Origin of the sequence: Pseudomonas sp. IT-P218, assembly GCF_949767605.1 — a bacterium.
GTDB lineage: Bacteria > Pseudomonadota > Gammaproteobacteria > Pseudomonadales > Pseudomonadaceae > Aquipseudomonas > Aquipseudomonas putida_AE.
The window spans coordinates 53209-68820 of the sequence record NZ_CATKQQ010000002.1; the positions used below are offsets into that span (position 1 = coordinate 53209).

The window sequence follows — 15612 nt, forward strand, 5'->3', positions numbered from 1 at the left end:
ACTCTCTTGATGGGGTGAGCCCAGCTCGAGCGCCTGTGCAGAGGCGTGAACCGGGCGTCGGGGCTAGCGTTCCTGACCGATGAAACCGCGCTCGGTCAGCACCTCGATGATCCGGTCCACTGCACCCTCCGGCGTCAGCTTGCTGGTCTGGATATGGATGTCCGGCTTGCTCGGCACCTCGTAAGGTGAGTCGATGCCGGTGAAGTTTTTCAGCTCGCCGCGGCGGACTTTCTTGTACAGGCCCTTGGGGTCGCGTTCCTCGGCCACCGCCAGCGGCGTGTCGACGAAGATCTCGATGAACTCGCCATCCTGCAGTAGCCCACGCGCCATCTCGCGCTCGGAGCGGAACGGCGAGATGAAGGCGGTCAACACGATCATCCCGGCATCCACGAATAACTTGGACACCTCGGCCACCCGGCGGATGTTCTCCACCCGGTCGGCATCGGTGAAGCCCAGGTCGCGGTTCAAGCTGTGACGCACGTTGTCGCCATCGAGCAGGTAGGTATGGCGGCCGCGGGCGTACAGGCGGGTTTCCAGCAGGTTGGCGATGGCCGACTTGCCGGCGCCCGACAAACCGGTGAACCACAGCAGCACCGGCTGCTGGCCCATCTGTTCGGCGCGTGCCTTCTTGTTCACATCCACGTGCTGCATGTGGATGTTCTGCGAACGGCGCAGGGAGAACTCGATCAGGCCGGCGCCGACGGTGGCGTTGCTCAGGCGGTCGATGAGAATGAAGCTGCCGGTTTCGCGGTTGTCCTTGTAGGGATCGAAAGCGATCGGCTGGCTGGTGAAGAGGTTGCACACGCCAATCTCGTTCAGCGCCAGTTCCTTGGCTGCCAGGTGCTCCATGGTGTTGACGTTGATCTTGTACTTGGGCACTGCCAGGGTGACCGGCAACGTCTTGCCGCCGATCTTCATCAGGTAGGGGCGGCCGGCGAGCATGGCCTGCTCGTGCATCCAGATCAGGCTGACCTGGAACTGGTCGGCGACGCTGGCCGGATCTTCTGCGGTGGACAGGACATCGCCACGGCTGCAATCGACTTCGTCGGTCAGGGTGAGGGTAATGGACTGGCCGGCCACGGCTTGTTGCAGGTCGCCATCGAGGGTCACGATGCGCGAAATCCGGCTCTCTTGCCCGGCCGGCAACACACGCACACGGTCGCCGGGACGAATCATGCCGCTGGCGATGGTGCCGGTGAAACCACGGAAATCCAGGTTGGGGCGGTTGACCCACTGCACCGGCATGCGGAACGCCAGTTTCTGCTGGTGCGCCTCGTCGATCTCGACGGTTTCCAGGTAGCCCATCAGCGTGGTGCCGCGATACCAGGGCATGTGCTCGCTCTGCTCGGTGATGTTCTCACCGCGCAGCGCGGACATCGGGATCGCGGTGACATCCTGAAGATTGATCTGCTTGGCGAACGCGCGGTAGTCATCGACGATGGCGTTGAAGACTTTTTCCGAGTAGTCCATCAAGTCCATCTTGTTGACGGCCAGCACCACCTTGCGAATGCCGATCAACGAAGCCAGGTAGCTGTGACGCCTGGACTGGGTCAGCACGCCGCGGCGGGCGTCGATCATCACCACGGCCACGTCGGCGGTGGAGGCACCGGTCACCATATTGCGGGTGTACTGCTCGTGGCCCGGGGTGTCGGCCACGATGAACTTGCGCAGTTCCGTGGAGAAAAAACGGTAGGCCACGTCGATGGTGATGCCTTGTTCGCGCTCGGCGGCCAGGCCGTCCACCAACAGCGCGAAGTCCAGTTCGCCACCCTGGGTGCCGTCTTTTTTCGAGTCGGCTTCCAGCGCTTCCATCTGGTCTTCGAAGAGCATTTTCGAATCGTAGAGCAGGCGTCCGATCAGCGTGCTCTTGCCATCGTCCACGCTGCCACAGGTGATGAAGCGCAGCAGGCTCTTGTGCTCGTGGGACTTGAGGTATTGCCCGATATCCTCGGCAATCAGGTCGGATACGTGTGCCATTAGAAATACCCCTCTTGTTTTTTCTTCTCCATCGATGCGGACGCGTCGTGGTCGATCATTCGCCCCTGGCGCTCGGACGTGCGGGTCAGGAGCATTTCCTGAATGATCTTGGGCAGGGTGTCGGCATCGGACTCCACGGCACCGGTGAGCGGGTAGCAACCCAGCGTGCGAAAGCGCACGTTGCGCATCATCGGCACTTCACCCGGGTTCAGCGGCATGCGTGCGTCATCGACCATGATCAGCATCCCGTCACGCTCGACCACCGGGCGCGGCGCGGCGAAATACAGCGGTACGATCGGGATGTTTTCCAGGTAGATGTATTGCCAGATGTCCAGCTCGGTCCAGTTGGACAAAGGGAACACGCGGATCGACTCGCCCTTGTGTTTGCGCGTGTTGTACAGGTGCCAGAGCTCCGGGCGCTGGTTCTTCGGGTCCCAGCGGTGCTGGTCGGAGCGGAAGGAGAAAATCCGCTCCTTGGCCCGGGATTTTTCCTCGTCGCGACGTGCGCCGCCGAAGGCCGCGTCGAAACCGTAGTGATCGAGCGCTTGTTTCAGCCCCTCGGTCTTCATGATGTCGGTGTGGATCTGCGACCCGTGCTTGAACGGGCTGATGCCCATTTCAATGCCTTCGGGGTTGGTGTGGGTCAGCAGGTCGACGTTGAGCTTGGCCACCATCTGATCGCGGAAGCGATACATCTCCTGGAACTTCCAGGTGGTGTCGACATGCAGCAGAGGGAAGGGCGGCTTGGCCGGGTAGAAGGCCTTCATGGCCAGGTGCAGCATGACCGCACTGTCCTTGCCGATGGAGTAGAGCATGACCGGGTTGTCGGATTCGGCGACAACCTCGCGCATTGCCTGGATGCTTTCCGCTTCCAGTCGTTGCAGATGGGTAAGCGTCATGGATTTGCCTCTCGCTTTTTGTTGTTGTCGTTTATCAACGTACAACCGCTGCGATTCGGACTTATGCGCGACTTGATGTTTTAACATCAGGCGCAGCATCTGCAGCATGGGGTTACGGGGCGGGGTGCTGGCAACCGCGGCAGGTGTGTCGTCAGGGTTGACGTGGGCGGCTTGCTGACCGATCTGGGTCGCCAGTTCGCGGGCACCGCTGAGCATTGCGCTGGCTTCGGGCAGATGAAACAGCTGCAGCCGCTCAGCGCGTTCGCCGGCCCAGGTGATGAAGGTCGCGGCGCGTTGCCAGTGCATGCCCGAGAGCAGGGCAAACACTTTGCGGTCTGCCGAGCGATGCAGGCGGTCGAAGAACGCTTGCAGGTGGGGCGCGCGCAAGCCGTCTTCATAAGGCAGCCAGAGCACCTTGCCGCGATTGCTCACCGCGCGCAGCACCCCGTGACTGAGCTTGCCCTGATCGTTGCGGGCACCGTAGTCATCGATCCAGTGGATCTCGCCATTCTGCGTACGAGCCTGTTCGAGGATGTCCCGGTAGGTGCTGCGGTACCAGCGCTGTACCGCCAGCGAAGCATTGGCGACACGCTTGGCCGGGCGCTCGGCATTGAGCTGCCAGCGTTGCAGATAATGGGCGGCGGTGCGTTCGGGCAAGTCGATGTCGTGCAGGCGCTTGACCAGTGCCTGCATCGCTTCCAGGTGCCAGAGCAGGAACGGTAACTGGTGCCGTTCCGGCGGCGTGCTCACCAACAGCTGGTAGATGTTCTGTTCCTGCTCGGCAGACAGGCTGCGGCCTTCACCTTGCTTGCGCCCGCGCTCGCGCACGGGTACCGCCTTCCATCCACCGGCTTGCCACGCCTTGTAGGCAGCGATGATGGTCGGCGAGGAGAGTCCGGTGTCCTGGCTGATCGCTTTGAGCGTGCTACCGGCGATGCGCAATTGCACGGCACGCAGGCGAAGCTTGTTGATCTGTGGAACGGACAGCTGATTGCCGTGGGACACGGGAGCTCCTGTTAAACATCCATTTGCGCAGTGGCGTTGGAGTGGATGTCTGTACTGTTCCCGGATCCGGAAAATCGCGCATAGGCCGAATGGACCATGGGAAGAACAAAAAACAGGAGAATTGCCATGAACGAGTCAATGACTGTTCTGCTTGAAGACGTCATCGGGATTGCCCGCCAGGCGGGCGAACTGGTGTTGGAGGTGTACCGTTCGGATTTCGAGGTGCGCGGCAAGGACGATGCGTCGCCAGTGACCGAGGCTGATGAGCGTGCCGAGGCTTTGATTCTGCAGGCCTTGGCGGCGCTCACGCCGCAGATTCCGGTGATTTCGGAAGAGGCTGCCGCCGCAGGCAAGGTGCCCGAGGTCGGCAGGCGTTTCTGGCTGGTGGACCCGCTGGACGGCACCCGGGAGTTCATCAAGCGCAACGGTGAGTTCACCGTCAATATCGCCCTGATCGACAACGGTGAGCCGGTGCTTGGGGTGGTTCTCGCACCTGCGCTTGCGCGACTGTTCGCCGGTGCCCGTGGTTGTGGAGCCTTCATCGAACAGGCCGGGCAGCGCCAGCCAATCAACTGCCGTGCAGTGACGCAAGAGGGCCTGGACGTGGTCGCCAGCCGCTCCCATGGCGATGCCCAGGCGCTGGATAAATTCCTCGACGGGCGCCAGGTGCGATCACTGAAAAGCGCAGGCTCGTCGCTTAAAATTTGCCTGGTCGCTTGCGGTGAGGCCGACCTTTATCCACGCCTGGGGCGCACCATGGAATGGGATATCGCCGCGGGGCATGCGGTGCTGGTGGCTGCCGGTGGACAGATCCGCACCCTTGGCGGCGATGCGTTGAGTTATGGCAAGCCCGGCCTGGACAACCCGCATTTCTATGCTCACGGGTTATAGCCGCAATTTGCTTGTGCATGGGCCTGTTTCCGGGGATGGAAGCAGGCCCTTTGTGTTGGCGATTGCGCGATCTACATCGACAGATGCGCGCTCAAGTCCCCCATCATGTCCAGATGCGAATAATCACGAAAGCTGAAGCGCCAGACGCCGTCCATGCGTTCAAACTCATCAAAGTAGCGCCCGCTGGCGATGGGTTGCAGGGGAAGGGTGTCGGTGGCTTGCAGCACGGTGTAGCAGGAGCGCACCTTCGCGGTGCCTGCGACTTCGTCGAGGTCGATGATCGGGTTGCTGATGATGTGTCGGGTGCGGGGTGTGCCGCAGGGGTAGCGCTTGATTCGTTGTTGCCAGACGCCCAGCAAAGCGCTGTGATCGAGGAAGGCGTCCTGGCTTTGCAGCTTGATCCGGGCATGACGAAACAGCTCGGCCGCCTCGACCAGTTGGCCGCTGTCCAGGTATTCAGCGTAACGGTAGAGCAGGTTGCTGATCTGTATGGCGCTGGTGCTCATGGTGATCCTCTTTTTTGTAGGAGCCGGCTTGCCAGCGAAGGCGGCCTGGCAGCCAACCAATCTCTCGCGGCTATACCCAATCCATTGTGGGAGCTGGCCTGCCGGCGATGGCGGCCTGACAGCCAACCCATCTCCCACGGCCTCACTCGATCCACTGTAGGAGCTGGCTTGCCAGCGATGGTCGTCAACGATGACGCGGGGAACCTGACACCCCACGGTGCTCTCAGGTTTTTCGCGAGCAAGCTCGCTCCTACAGAAACCCACTGTGCTGAACAGGAACGAAGACCGTGTAGGAGCAAGCTTGCTCGCGATGGAGGTCAACGATGACGCGGGGAGCCTGGCACCCCGCGGTGCTCTCAGGTTTTTCGCGAGCAGGCTCGCTCCTACAGAAATGGCGTCATCCAAGTTTCCCGCCAATACGTGAGGAACCATTAAAAAGCCGCTGCAACCGGGCAAGGGTTGCAGCGGCGTGGTGATGCGCGAAGGCGGTCAGGCAGTCACGGGCCGGATCACCGCGAGGGACGCAGCGGGGCTCTTCATCTGTTGACGATAACGCGGCAACGCCAGGGCCAGGAATACGCTGGCCAGCGCCAGCATCGACACCGATGAGGCCAGGGCGTAGCGCAACGATTCACTGCCCAGGGTGGGCACGAAGAAATCGCTGAGCATGCCAACGAAAAGCGGCCCGATACCCACGCCCAGGAGGGTCATGGACATGACGAAAATCGCCGTGGCCTGGGCCAGGCGTGTCGCCGGGAAAAGATGGGTAATGGCGCTCAGGCAGGGTGTTGCCCACCACACGCCAAAGAAGGCGAACGCGCTGTAGAACAGGAACGCCTGCGGCACGGCGATGCTGCCGATATGGAACGCCGTGCCTTGCGGCCAGAGGAAGTACGCCAGGGCGAACGGGATGCTGATCAACGTGCCCAGCAGCGGCACGCCGATTTGCCAGCCGACATCGCGCCGTGCCATGCGGTCGGTGAGCATGCCGCAGACCAGCGTACCGATGGCCGCTCCACCGCCGCCTACCACGCCGACCAGGAATCCGGCCTGTTGCATGTTCAGACCGTGGGAACGGATCAGGAAGCTCGGGCTCCAGGTACCGATGGCGTAGCCGGCAATCGCCGCCGCGCCGCCGGTGAGCACCAGCCACAGGAACGAGGGCATGCGAAACAGCTCAGTGAGGGTCTTGAGCCAGCCGTCATGTGGCAATGTGGCGCTGCTCAGCGGTACGACTCGCTTGGGCGTACGCACAGTCAACAGCAGTAGCAGGCCGAGGAAAATGCCGGGAGCGCCGATCAACAGGAAGGCGTAGCGCCAGCCATGGTGTTGGGCGATCCAGCCGCCCAGCCCCAGGCCGACAACCGCCCCCAGGCTGGAACCGAGCATCAGGAATGCCAGGGCTGTGGAGCGGCGATTGGCCGGATACAAATCCGAGACCATCGCCACCGATGGCGCCGTGCCGCCGGCCTCACCCACAGCCACGCCGATCCGCGCCAGCACCAGGGTCAGAAAGTTGCCGGCCATGCCGCAAAGCATGGTCATCAGGCTCCAGGCGATGCAACTGAAGGCGATCACCGGCTTGCGCCCGATGCGGTCCGACAGGCGTCCCAGCGGGAAGCCGAACACGGTGTAGAACACCGCGAAAGTCACCCCCGACAGCAAGCCGATGCCGGTATCGGAAATGCCGAACTCGAGTTTGACCGGCTCGATCAGGATCGCCATCAACTGACGGTCGATGTAGTTGAACACATAGATGCTGGCGAGCACGAACAGCGCGTAGTGCGTTCGCCATGTGACGGGGGTGGACTGGTTCACTGCGGGTGCTCCCGGTTTTGTTCTAGTTGGCGCGATGCTCTACGTGCACCGGGTTTTTTTCATCGTCCATTCAGACCATTTTCGGCTTTGCAGGCAAGCCGCCGCGCACGTTGGCAAACCTAGTCTTGTCGGACGATGTTTCGCTCGCGCCCAACGTCAATCATTCAGCCCGTATCCGCTGCCTTGCCAGCGTTTGCCCACGTTGTGGCAAGCCCTGGGACAGCCTGAAAACAATAAGAAGCTGAGGAATTGAAATGAGCGTCTTGTTCGAGCCGATCGCCCTGGGCGAACTGCAATTGGCCAACCGCATCGTCATGGCCCCCATGACCCGCAGCCGTGCCCTTGCCGATGCGATACCCGGCGGCGATATGGTCGAATACTACCGCCAGCGGGCCGGTGCCGGCTTGATCGTGGCTGAAGGCACTGCGCCGTCCGCCAGCGGCCTGGGCTATTGTCGCACCCCGGCCATCTACAGCGACGAGCAGATCGTCGGCTGGCGACGGGTCACCGAGGCGGTGCATGCCGAGGGTGGGCGCATCGTTTTGCAGCTGATGCACGTCGGCCGCGCCGCCAGCCGCCACAACAAGCCGGCCGGGGCGGCCACGGTAGCACCTTCGGCATTGCGTGCACGCACCCAGGTGTTCAGCGACGCTGCCGGGCTGGTGGACACTGACGAGCCACAGGCGCTGACCCTGCAAGGCATCGGTGAGGTCATCGAAGATTACCGCCAGGCTGCATTGAATGCGCGCCTGGCCGGCTTCGACGGCGTTGAACTGCACTGCACCAGCGGTTACCTCCCGATGCAGTTCATGTCCTCCGGCAGCAACCAGCGCAGCGATGTCTACGGCGGCGATGTGACGGGGCGGGTGCGTTTCGCCAAGGACGTGATCGAGGCCATGGCCAGCGCCATCGGCGCCGGCCGTGTCGGTTTTCGCCTGTGCCCCGGCAACCCCTACAACGACATCGACGACCGCGATCCGGCCGAGACGGCGGCCGCCCTGTGCGAAGCCGTGGCACCGTTGGGCCTGGCGTACCTGCACATCATGCGCTCGCCCCTGGCCGAGCTCGATGCCTTCGCCCTGGCGCGCCAGCACAGTCCCCATGCCTTGATCCTCAACGATGGTTTCGACGGCCCTTCGGCCAGTGCCGCTCTCGCGTCGGGCGAGGGGGCTGCCGTGTCGTTTGGTCGTCACTTTATTGCCAACCCCGATCTGGTGGAGCGCTTGCGGCGTGGCCTGCCGCTGTCGGGTTTCAACCGCAAGACCCTGTACACGCCGGGCCCGGCGGGCTACTCGGATTACAGCACCTATCAAGCCAATGCCCAGGAGGTGGCGCAATGAACCTGAATGACTTGAGCCACGGCCTGCCGACACGCGCGGTCCCACGGGAACAGACCCAGGCACTGCTCGACCAGCGCTCGGCCGCCGCCGGGCTGATCAAGCCGGGTGATCACTACACCGTGGCCGACCGCCTGGAACAACGGGCGAGCGAGCAGGGTGAGCGCACGTTTCTGATCTACGGCGAGCAGACCCTGAGCTACGCCGAGGTCGATGCCCGGGCCAACCAGATGGCCCACACCTTTTATGCCAATGGCCTGCGCGCCGGCGATGTCTGCGCCCTGGCCATGGAAAACCGCCCGGCGTTCTTCTGCACCTGGTTCGGCCTGGTCAAGCTCGGGGTGGTGGTGGCCTTCATCAATACCCAGGTCAACGGCCGTGCGCTGTTGCATGCGTTGCAAACCACCGACGCCAGGGCGTTGGTGATCGGCGAGGAATGCCTGGCGAATGTGCAGGCCACCGAAGGTTTTCCGGACCTGCCGTGCTGGCTGATTCGCGACGCGGAAAATCCCTGGAGCGGCCCGCTGCCCAAGGGCATCGACGGGCATTTCGCTGCACGCCTGGAGAAAGCCCCGCGCACGCCGTTTCCCCGGGATATCCGCGCGCGCATCGAAGCCCAGGCCGCGATGCTGCTGATCTTTACCTCGGGCACTACCGGCTTGCCCAAGGCTGCGCGCTACAGCCACATGCGCTGGATGTCCTCGGGCGATGTGATGGAAGTCACCCTGCAAGCCACCTGCAAGGACGTGTTCTATTGCTGCCTGCCGCTGTACCACGGCGCCGCGGCCACCTCGGTGACCTCTACCGCGCTGCGCGCAGGTGCCGCCATCGTGGTGCGCCGCAAGTTCAGCGTGCGCGAGTTCTGGAAGGATGTGGCGCGACACCAGATCAGCATCTTCCAGTACATCGGCGAGATCTGCCGCTATCTGCTCAATCAGCCGGTTCAGGCGGGCGAGCGCGAACACAGCTGCATGCTCGGCGCCGGGCTGTCGCCGGACTCCTGGCAGCGCTGGCTGGAACGCTTCGGCCCGATCCAGGTGTACGAGGGTTGGGGTGCCACCGAAGCCAATTCGGCACTGATCAACGTCGACAACTATTTTGGTTCCTGCGGACGGGTGCCGGACTGGAACAAGACCAACCTGCGGCTGGTGCGTTACGACATTGAAAACGACTGCCATCCACGGGATGAAAACGGCTTCTATCAAGTCTGCAAAGTGGGTGAGGTTGGCGAGGCCATGGGCTTTATCGTCGATCACCCAGAGATCGGCGGCGGGCGTTTCGAGGGTTACACCTCGGCCGAGGCGACCGAGAGCAAGATCCGCCGCAATGTGTTTCGCGAAGGCGATGCCTACTGGAGTTCCGGCGACCTGGTGCGTGAGGACGCCGACGGTTACTGCTACTTCGTCGACCGCATCGGCGATACCTATCGCTGGAAAAGCGAAAACGTTTCGACCCTGGAAGTGGCCGACGCCCTGGGCGATCTGGCGGGCCTGGAGCTGATCAACATCTATGGCGTCCAGGTGCCGGGCCATGAAGGACGCGCCGGCATGGCCGCCGTGCTGATGCAGGCAGGCCAGGTTTTCGATCCCGCCGCCCTGTACGCCCTCAGTGAAGCGCGCCTGCCGCGTTATGCGGCACCGGTGTTCGTACGGGTCACCCAGGCGGCAGACCTGACGGCCAGCTACAAGCTGCGCAAGGTCGATCTGCAGCGCCAGGGTTACTGCCCGACTCGATGCAGCGATCCGCTGTTCATCCGCGACGAACAGGCCCGCAGCTATGTGCCCTATTCGCCAGAAGCCCTGGCTCGTGCCGGCCTGACCCCCTTCGCGGTGGCCGACCATGGCTGATCTCGACGCCAACGGTCACGAACTGCGCAGCGGCCTGCGGTACCCCTGGCCGCAGGCGCCGGACTCCGGGCAGGTGCGTGAAGTGGCGCCGGGCGTGTGGTGGCTGCGCATGCCGCTGCCGTTTCGCCTGGACCACATCAACCTCTATCTGCTGCGCCATACCGATGGCTGGGTGGTGGTCGACACCGGCATGAACACCGCGCAAACCCGGGAGGTCTGGGACCGGGTGCTCAGTGAAGTGTGCGGCGGGCTGCCCGTGCTGGCGGTGGTCTGCACCCACTTTCACTCCGACCATGCCGGGGTCGCCGCCTGGCTCAGCGAACGTTTTCATTGCCCGGTGTACATGACCGCCAGCGAGTTCCACTCACTGCATCTCAAGTTTCCCGCCGAACAGCCACCGGGCTGGGATTTCCTCGATTTCTACCGCAAGGCCGGCGTGACCGACGAGCACAGCAGCGAGATGTTCGCGGTGATGAGCAATGCGCATTTCCTGCCGGCGCCACTCAACCATTACCGCCGTTTGTGCGAGGGCAGCGTCCTGGCTATCGGGGGCCGCACCTGGCAGGTGGTCATCGGTCGCGGCCACTCGCCGGAACATGCCTGCCTGTACGCCGCCGATGACGGCTTGCTGATCTCCGGCGACCAGGTGCTGCCGCGCATTACCTCCACCGTCGGCGTGCATGCCACGGAGCCGTTGGCCAACCCGCTGCGTGACTGGCTCGATTCCATCGAGCACCTGCGCAGTTTGCCCGACAGCGTGCTGGTGCTGCCGGCGCACGAGCGGCCGTTTTTCAATTTGCATGAGCGCCTGGATCAACTGCATGCCCACCACCAAGGGCATCTGGCGCAGGTGCTGGCCAACTGTGACGAGCCGCGCACCGTGCTCGAACTGATGGCCGTGTTGTTTCCCAAGCTGTCGGGTCGTTTCGACGAACTGATGGCGCTGGGCGAAACGTTGGCCCATGCCAACTACCTGGTGGCCGAAGGGTCGCTGGAACGGGAAGAGGACCGGGGGCGATATCGCTTTCGGCGTGCTGTAAGGGGAGCGTGCGCTGTTACCCCGCTCAAGGTTTTTTGAGCGGGCAGCACGGCAGCAGTGTTGAACATTCCAGGCAGCCAGCCGGTTGTCATTGAGGAGAGTCAGTGTGATCAACAAGAACAACAATAACTCCACGGTCATCGGTTCGCGTGCGTTTGAGCTCACCAGCCTGGCGGCGGCCATTGCGCTGGTGTCAACACCGGTGTGGGCGGGCGATACGATCGAGTTCGACAATGGCGCGACCATCGACTGGTCGGTGACCACCAGCTACGGCATCGGTGTGCGCACTGGCAGTCAGAGCGATCGCTTGCTGACGGTCAACGCCGACGATGCCAACCGCAACTTCGACAGTGGCAGCCTGACCACCAACCGCGTGGGTGCGCTGGCGGAAATGATCCTGCGCAAGGACAACTACGGCGCCGTGGTGCGCGGCAGTACCTTCTACGACGACGTCTACCACCGCAAGAACGATAACGACTCGCCTGCCACTGTGAACAAGAACGGCGACAACGACGAGTTCACCAGTGACACCCGCTACTACAGTGGCGGCCGCAGCAAACTGCTGGACGTCTATGTGTTCAGCGGCTGGCGCTTTGACAACGACACCATGCTCGACGTCAAGGCCGGGCGGCACATCGAATCCTGGGGCGAGAGTCTGTTCTACCCGGGTGTGAACGGCGTACAAAACCCTTCCGACGCGGTAAAAGCGTCGCAGCCGGGTGTCGAGGTCAAGGAAGTCCTGTTGCCGGTGGGCCAGTTCTCCGGCTCGTTCCGACTGAACCCCCAACTGACCTTCGGTGCCTACGTGCAATACGAATGGAAGGGCACGGAACTGCCGCCGGTGGGCAGCTACCTGTCGGGAAGCGACGTGGTTGGGCCAGGTCGCGAGTTTATCTACGCCAACGGCCAGAAGATCGCCTACCGTGGCACCGACAAGCCGAGTGATGGTGGTCAGTGGGGCGTGCAGATGCGCTACCGCCCGGTACCGGCCCTCGAGCTGTCGCTGTTTCACGTCAACTACCACGACAAGAACCCGGCCACCGCCCTGGTCGGCTACGACCCGCTGCCAGTGGGCGGTGGCCGCAACGCCTTCGTCAGCAATGGTTACGAGATCAAGTATTTCGAAGACATCAAGCTGACCGGTATCAGCGCCTCGACCAAGATTGGCGACACCCAGGTCGGCGCCGAATGGTCGTACCGCGACGGGGCGCCGGTGATGGTCAATACCGGCCTCGGCGCGGTGCCGGCCAAGGGCAAGGGCCAGCAGATGCAGTTGTCGGCGATCCGAATCCTCGGCGATCGCCCGTGGGCCAGCCAGACCAGCCTGACTGCCGAAATCATCCGCGTGCAGGTCGACAGCGTCGAGTCCACTTCGGCGGCGCCCAACCTGCAAGGCGTCAACCTGTTACCTTCCCTGGCACCCCTGGTGGCTCCTTCCGATGACTATACCTACAGCACAGCCGCGGGTTACCGCACCAAGTCTTCAAGTGCCTACACCGTGGGCGCATCGTTCAGTTATCCGGGAGTTTTCCAAGGCTGGGATCTGGAAGTCCCCCTCAGCTTCTCCAACGTCTTCAGCGGCTCCACGCCAATGGCCGGAAGCATCTCCGGCGTCGCCGGCGACCGACGCCTGAGCGCGGGCACGACCTTCAAGTACCTGGGCAACCTGGAACTCGGCTTGAGATACATCGCCTACCTGGGTGAAGCCGATGCGATCGACCGTCCGTTCGCCGACCGCGACTACGCCACGTTCTCGATGAAATACACCTTCTGACCGACCACTCAAGCTCCGCGGCGCTCGATGGCGCCCGGACCTCAAATACAACCTGGAAAAAGCCGCAGCGTAACGCTTCGGCATGGAGGCACTATGGGGCTCAAGGGGCATGCGGCCATTGTTGGCAGCGCACAGTACAAACCGGAGAAGTACTCCACCGCACCCAAGATGTTTCACCTTGAACAAGTCGCCGACCTCGCGGCCCAGGCGCTGCGCGATGCCGGGCTCAAGGCCTCGGACCTCGACGGGCTGGTGATCAACGGCCCGCATTTTCATGAAGCCTCGGTGTTCGTACCGGCTATGGCTGCCGAGTACCTGGGCCTGCGCCTGAACTTCGCCGAAGTGGTGGACCTGGGTGGCTGTACCTCGGTGGGCATGGTCTGGCGCGCCGCCGCCGCCATCGAACTGGGGTTGTGCCAGGCCGTGCTGTGCGTCATCCCCGCGCGCATGGCGCCATTTGGCCCCGACGAGGATCCTGGCTGGATGGCCCGCTCCATGCGCTTTGGTGGGCACAGCACGGCATTCGGTGCGCCCGAAGCCGAATTCGACCTGCCATACGGGCACATGGGCCAGAACACCGGCTACGCCATGATCGCCCAGCGTTATGCCGCGCAGTACGACTATGACCAGCGGGCGATGGCCAAGATCGCCGTCGACCAGCGCACCAACGCCCTGGCCAACCCGCAAGCGATGTTCTATGGCCAGCCGTTGACCATTGAGCAGGTGCTGGCCAGCAAAATGGTCGCCGACCCGTTGCACGTCCTGGAAATCGTCATGCCGGTGGCCGGTGGTGCCGCGCTGATTATCACCAGCAAGGAAGTGGCGGCGAGGGCGCGCAAGCGTCCGGCGTTCATTACCGGGTTTGGCGAACACCTGGCATTCAAGTCGCCGTCCTATGCCGAGGACATGCTGCACACGCCCATCGGCCCGGCTTCGCAGCGGGCCTTTGCCATGGCCGGGCTCAAGCCCAAGGACGTCGATGCCGCGCAGATCTACGACTGCTACACCATCACCACGTTGCTCACCCTGGAAGATGCCGGTTTCTGCGGCAAGGGCGAGGGTATGGCGTTCGTGCGCGAACACGACCTGACCTGGCGTGGCGATTTCCCGATGAACACCCATGGCGGGCAGCTCAGTTTCGGCCAGTCGGCCTCCGCCGGTGGCATGAGCCAGGTGATCGAGGCGGTGACGCAGATCGCCGGCACCGCCGGTGAACGCCAACTGGGCCGCTGCGACAGCGTCTACGTCTCCGGCACCGGTGGCGTGATGAGCGAGCAGGGCGCATTGATACTTCAGGGAGCATAAGCACATGTCCAACAACAAACCGATGCCGGTTGCGACGCCGATTTCCGCGCCCTTCTGGGAGGGCCTGAAGGCTCGCCGCCTGCTGATCCAGCAATGCAACGCCTGTGCGCACTGGAACTTCTACCCGCGTCGGCATTGCCCGGTATGCCTGGAGCATGACCTGGCCTGGCGCGAAGTCGACGGCGCCGCAACGCTGTACAGCTACACCGTGACGCGCATCGCCACCTTGCCCGACTTCATCGATGAGATGCCGCAGAAACTGGCGGTGGTCGAACTGGCCGAAGGGGTGCGCATCAACACCAACCTGGTCGGCCTCGACGAAACCGAGATCCGCATCGGCATGCCCTTGCGGCCGGTGTTTGCCGAAGTCGACGCCAAGGGCAATCGCCTGCTGCGCTTTACTGGCGTGGACAAGGAGGCAGCAGCATTTGAGCCGCTGCCTGCGCAGGACAGTGAACCGGAACCTGCGACCTCGCAACAGCCTGTCGCCCGGCAGATTGACCTCAACGATGGCCCGGCCCTGCAAGAGTTGGTCAGCGAGCAGTTCAGTGACTGGAGCAACGTGGTGGTGGTCGACCAGGCACTGATCGACGCCTTCGCCCAATTGTCGGGCGACGATTACTGGATCCATACCGATCCGGAGCGGGCGCGCCTGCAAAGCCCGTTCGGCGGCACCATCGCCCATGGCGCGCTGGTACAGGTGCTGCAGTCGCGGATGAAACTGGCGCTGGGCTTCGAGATCAGCGGTTTCAGCACCCAGATCAACTACGGCTCCGACCGCCTGCGCTTCCCGGCGCCGGTACCGGCCGGCTCGCGCATCCATTCGCGGGCGCGGGTGAAAAAAGTCGAAATCCTCGCCCGTGGTACCCAACTGACCCTGGAGCTCAACATCCATGTGGTGGGCCAGGACCGGCCGTCGGTGATCAACGATTTGGTGATCCTGTACATGGCCTGATTCCCGCCGAAGATCCCCTGTAGGAGCCGGCTTGCCGGCGATGGCATCCGTAGACCAGTCGGCAATGATGCAGGCAGGTATGGCCCCATCGCGAGCAAGCTCGCTCCCACAGTTGTCCTGCGCCGAACACAACATCCCACCCCACGCCATTCCCGCCATTGCATAAGCCATTTGGACGATGTGCCCCCCCTCCCTTGCGCCGACTATTGCCCCAGAGGCAACGCCCATCTCGATTGCCTCGCATGCCCTGGCGCGTGAC

General features: G+C 63.1%; 11 protein-coding genes. 7 read left to right on the forward strand and 4 right to left on the reverse strand.

Annotated features, from left to right (window positions below; all coding sequences use genetic code 11):
- Window positions 1–63: 63 nt before the first annotated feature.
- The gene (cysN, locus tag ACM6I6_RS01225; protein ID WP_414919263.1) at window positions 64–1977 is read right to left on the reverse strand and encodes a sulfate adenylyltransferase subunit CysN; all 1914 of its coding nucleotides are present in this window, start codon (window positions 1975–1977) and stop codon (window positions 64–66) included.
- Window positions 1977–3569 (reverse strand): sulfate adenylyltransferase subunit CysD, encoded by a 1593-nt coding sequence (gene cysD / locus ACM6I6_RS01230; protein WP_323627881.1) that lies wholly within the window; start codon window positions 3567–3569, stop codon window positions 1977–1979. The genes cysN and cysD overlap by 1 nt, the downstream gene beginning before the upstream one ends.
- A 438-nt stretch (window positions 3570–4007) precedes the next feature.
- Here cysD and cysQ point away from each other — a divergent pair, with 438 nt between their 5' ends.
- Window positions 4008–4772, forward strand: coding sequence for a 3'(2'),5'-bisphosphate nucleotidase CysQ (gene cysQ, locus ACM6I6_RS01235; protein ID WP_323607345.1), 765 nt, complete (start codon window positions 4008–4010; stop codon window positions 4770–4772).
- A 71-nt stretch (window positions 4773–4843) separates the two neighbouring features.
- On the opposite strand, the gene ACM6I6_RS01240 is transcribed toward cysQ, so the two are convergent.
- Together ACM6I6_RS01240 and ACM6I6_RS01245 are read right to left on the reverse strand one after the other, a co-directional pair.
- Window positions 4844–5278 carry a nuclear transport factor 2 family protein gene (locus ACM6I6_RS01240; protein WP_274074662.1) on the reverse strand — a complete coding sequence of 145 codons (435 nt, stop codon included), beginning with the start codon at window positions 5276–5278 and terminating at the stop codon, window positions 4844–4846.
- 489 nt (window positions 5279–5767) lie between these two features.
- Entirely contained in the window at window positions 5768–7096 is a 1329-nt protein-coding gene (locus ACM6I6_RS01245; RefSeq protein ID WP_274074663.1) for a spinster family MFS transporter, read from the reverse strand.
- A gap of 254 nt (window positions 7097–7350) precedes the next feature.
- Here ACM6I6_RS01245 and ACM6I6_RS01250 point away from each other — a divergent pair, with 254 nt between their 5' ends.
- From ACM6I6_RS01250 to ACM6I6_RS01275, 6 genes are all read left to right on the forward strand, one after another.
- Window positions 7351–8436: an alkene reductase gene (locus tag ACM6I6_RS01250; protein WP_274074664.1), complete on the forward strand. Its 1086-nt coding sequence runs from the start codon at window positions 7351–7353 to the stop codon at window positions 8434–8436.
- Complete coding sequence (locus ACM6I6_RS01255; RefSeq protein ID WP_414919264.1) at window positions 8433–10280, forward strand: long-chain-acyl-CoA synthetase; 1848 nt, start codon at window positions 8433–8435, stop codon at window positions 10278–10280. Before ACM6I6_RS01250 ends, ACM6I6_RS01255 begins: the two co-directional genes overlap by 4 nt.
- Entirely contained in the window at window positions 10273–11358 is a 1086-nt protein-coding gene (locus tag ACM6I6_RS01260) for an MBL fold metallo-hydrolase (RefSeq protein ID WP_274074666.1), read from the forward strand. The genes ACM6I6_RS01255 and ACM6I6_RS01260 overlap by 8 nt, the downstream gene beginning before the upstream one ends.
- A gap of 67 nt (window positions 11359–11425) precedes the next feature.
- Window positions 11426–13093 (forward strand): DUF1302 domain-containing protein, encoded by a 1668-nt coding sequence (locus ACM6I6_RS01265; protein WP_274074667.1) that lies wholly within the window; start codon window positions 11426–11428, stop codon window positions 13091–13093.
- 93 nt (window positions 13094–13186) lie between these two features.
- Complete coding sequence (locus ACM6I6_RS01270) at window positions 13187–14398, forward strand: thiolase family protein (RefSeq protein WP_274074668.1); 1212 nt, start codon at window positions 13187–13189, stop codon at window positions 14396–14398.
- Between the two features lie 4 nt (window positions 14399–14402).
- Window positions 14403–15353 (forward strand): OB-fold domain-containing protein, encoded by a 951-nt coding sequence (locus tag ACM6I6_RS01275; RefSeq protein ID WP_274074669.1) that lies wholly within the window; start codon window positions 14403–14405, stop codon window positions 15351–15353.
- Window positions 15354–15612: the final 259 nt, after the last annotated feature.

Bases quoted from the DNA above. Each gene is read 5' to 3' on its own strand.
- cysN (WP_414919263.1), bottom strand. From the start codon at position 1,977: ATGGCACACGTATCCGACCTGATTGCCGAGGATATCGGGCAATACCTC.
- ACM6I6_RS01255 (WP_414919264.1), top strand. From the start codon at position 8,433: ATGAACCTGAATGACTTGAGCCACGGCCTGCCGACACGCGCGGTCCCA.
- ACM6I6_RS01275 (WP_274074669.1), top strand. From the start codon at position 14,403: ATGTCCAACAACAAACCGATGCCGGTTGCGACGCCGATTTCCGCGCCC.
- ACM6I6_RS01240 (WP_274074662.1), bottom strand. From the start codon at position 5,278: ATGAGCACCAGCGCCATACAGATCAGCAACCTGCTCTACCGTTACGCT.
- ACM6I6_RS01270 (WP_274074668.1), top strand. From the start codon at position 13,187: ATGGGGCTCAAGGGGCATGCGGCCATTGTTGGCAGCGCACAGTACAAA.
- cysD (WP_323627881.1), bottom strand. From the start codon at position 3,569: ATGCAGGCACTGGTCAAGCGCCTGCACGACATCGACTTGCCCGAACGC.
- ACM6I6_RS01250 (WP_274074664.1), top strand. From the start codon at position 7,351: ATGAGCGTCTTGTTCGAGCCGATCGCCCTGGGCGAACTGCAATTGGCC.
- cysQ (WP_323607345.1), top strand. From the start codon at position 4,008: ATGAACGAGTCAATGACTGTTCTGCTTGAAGACGTCATCGGGATTGCC.
- ACM6I6_RS01260 (WP_274074666.1), top strand. From the start codon at position 10,273: ATGGCTGATCTCGACGCCAACGGTCACGAACTGCGCAGCGGCCTGCGG.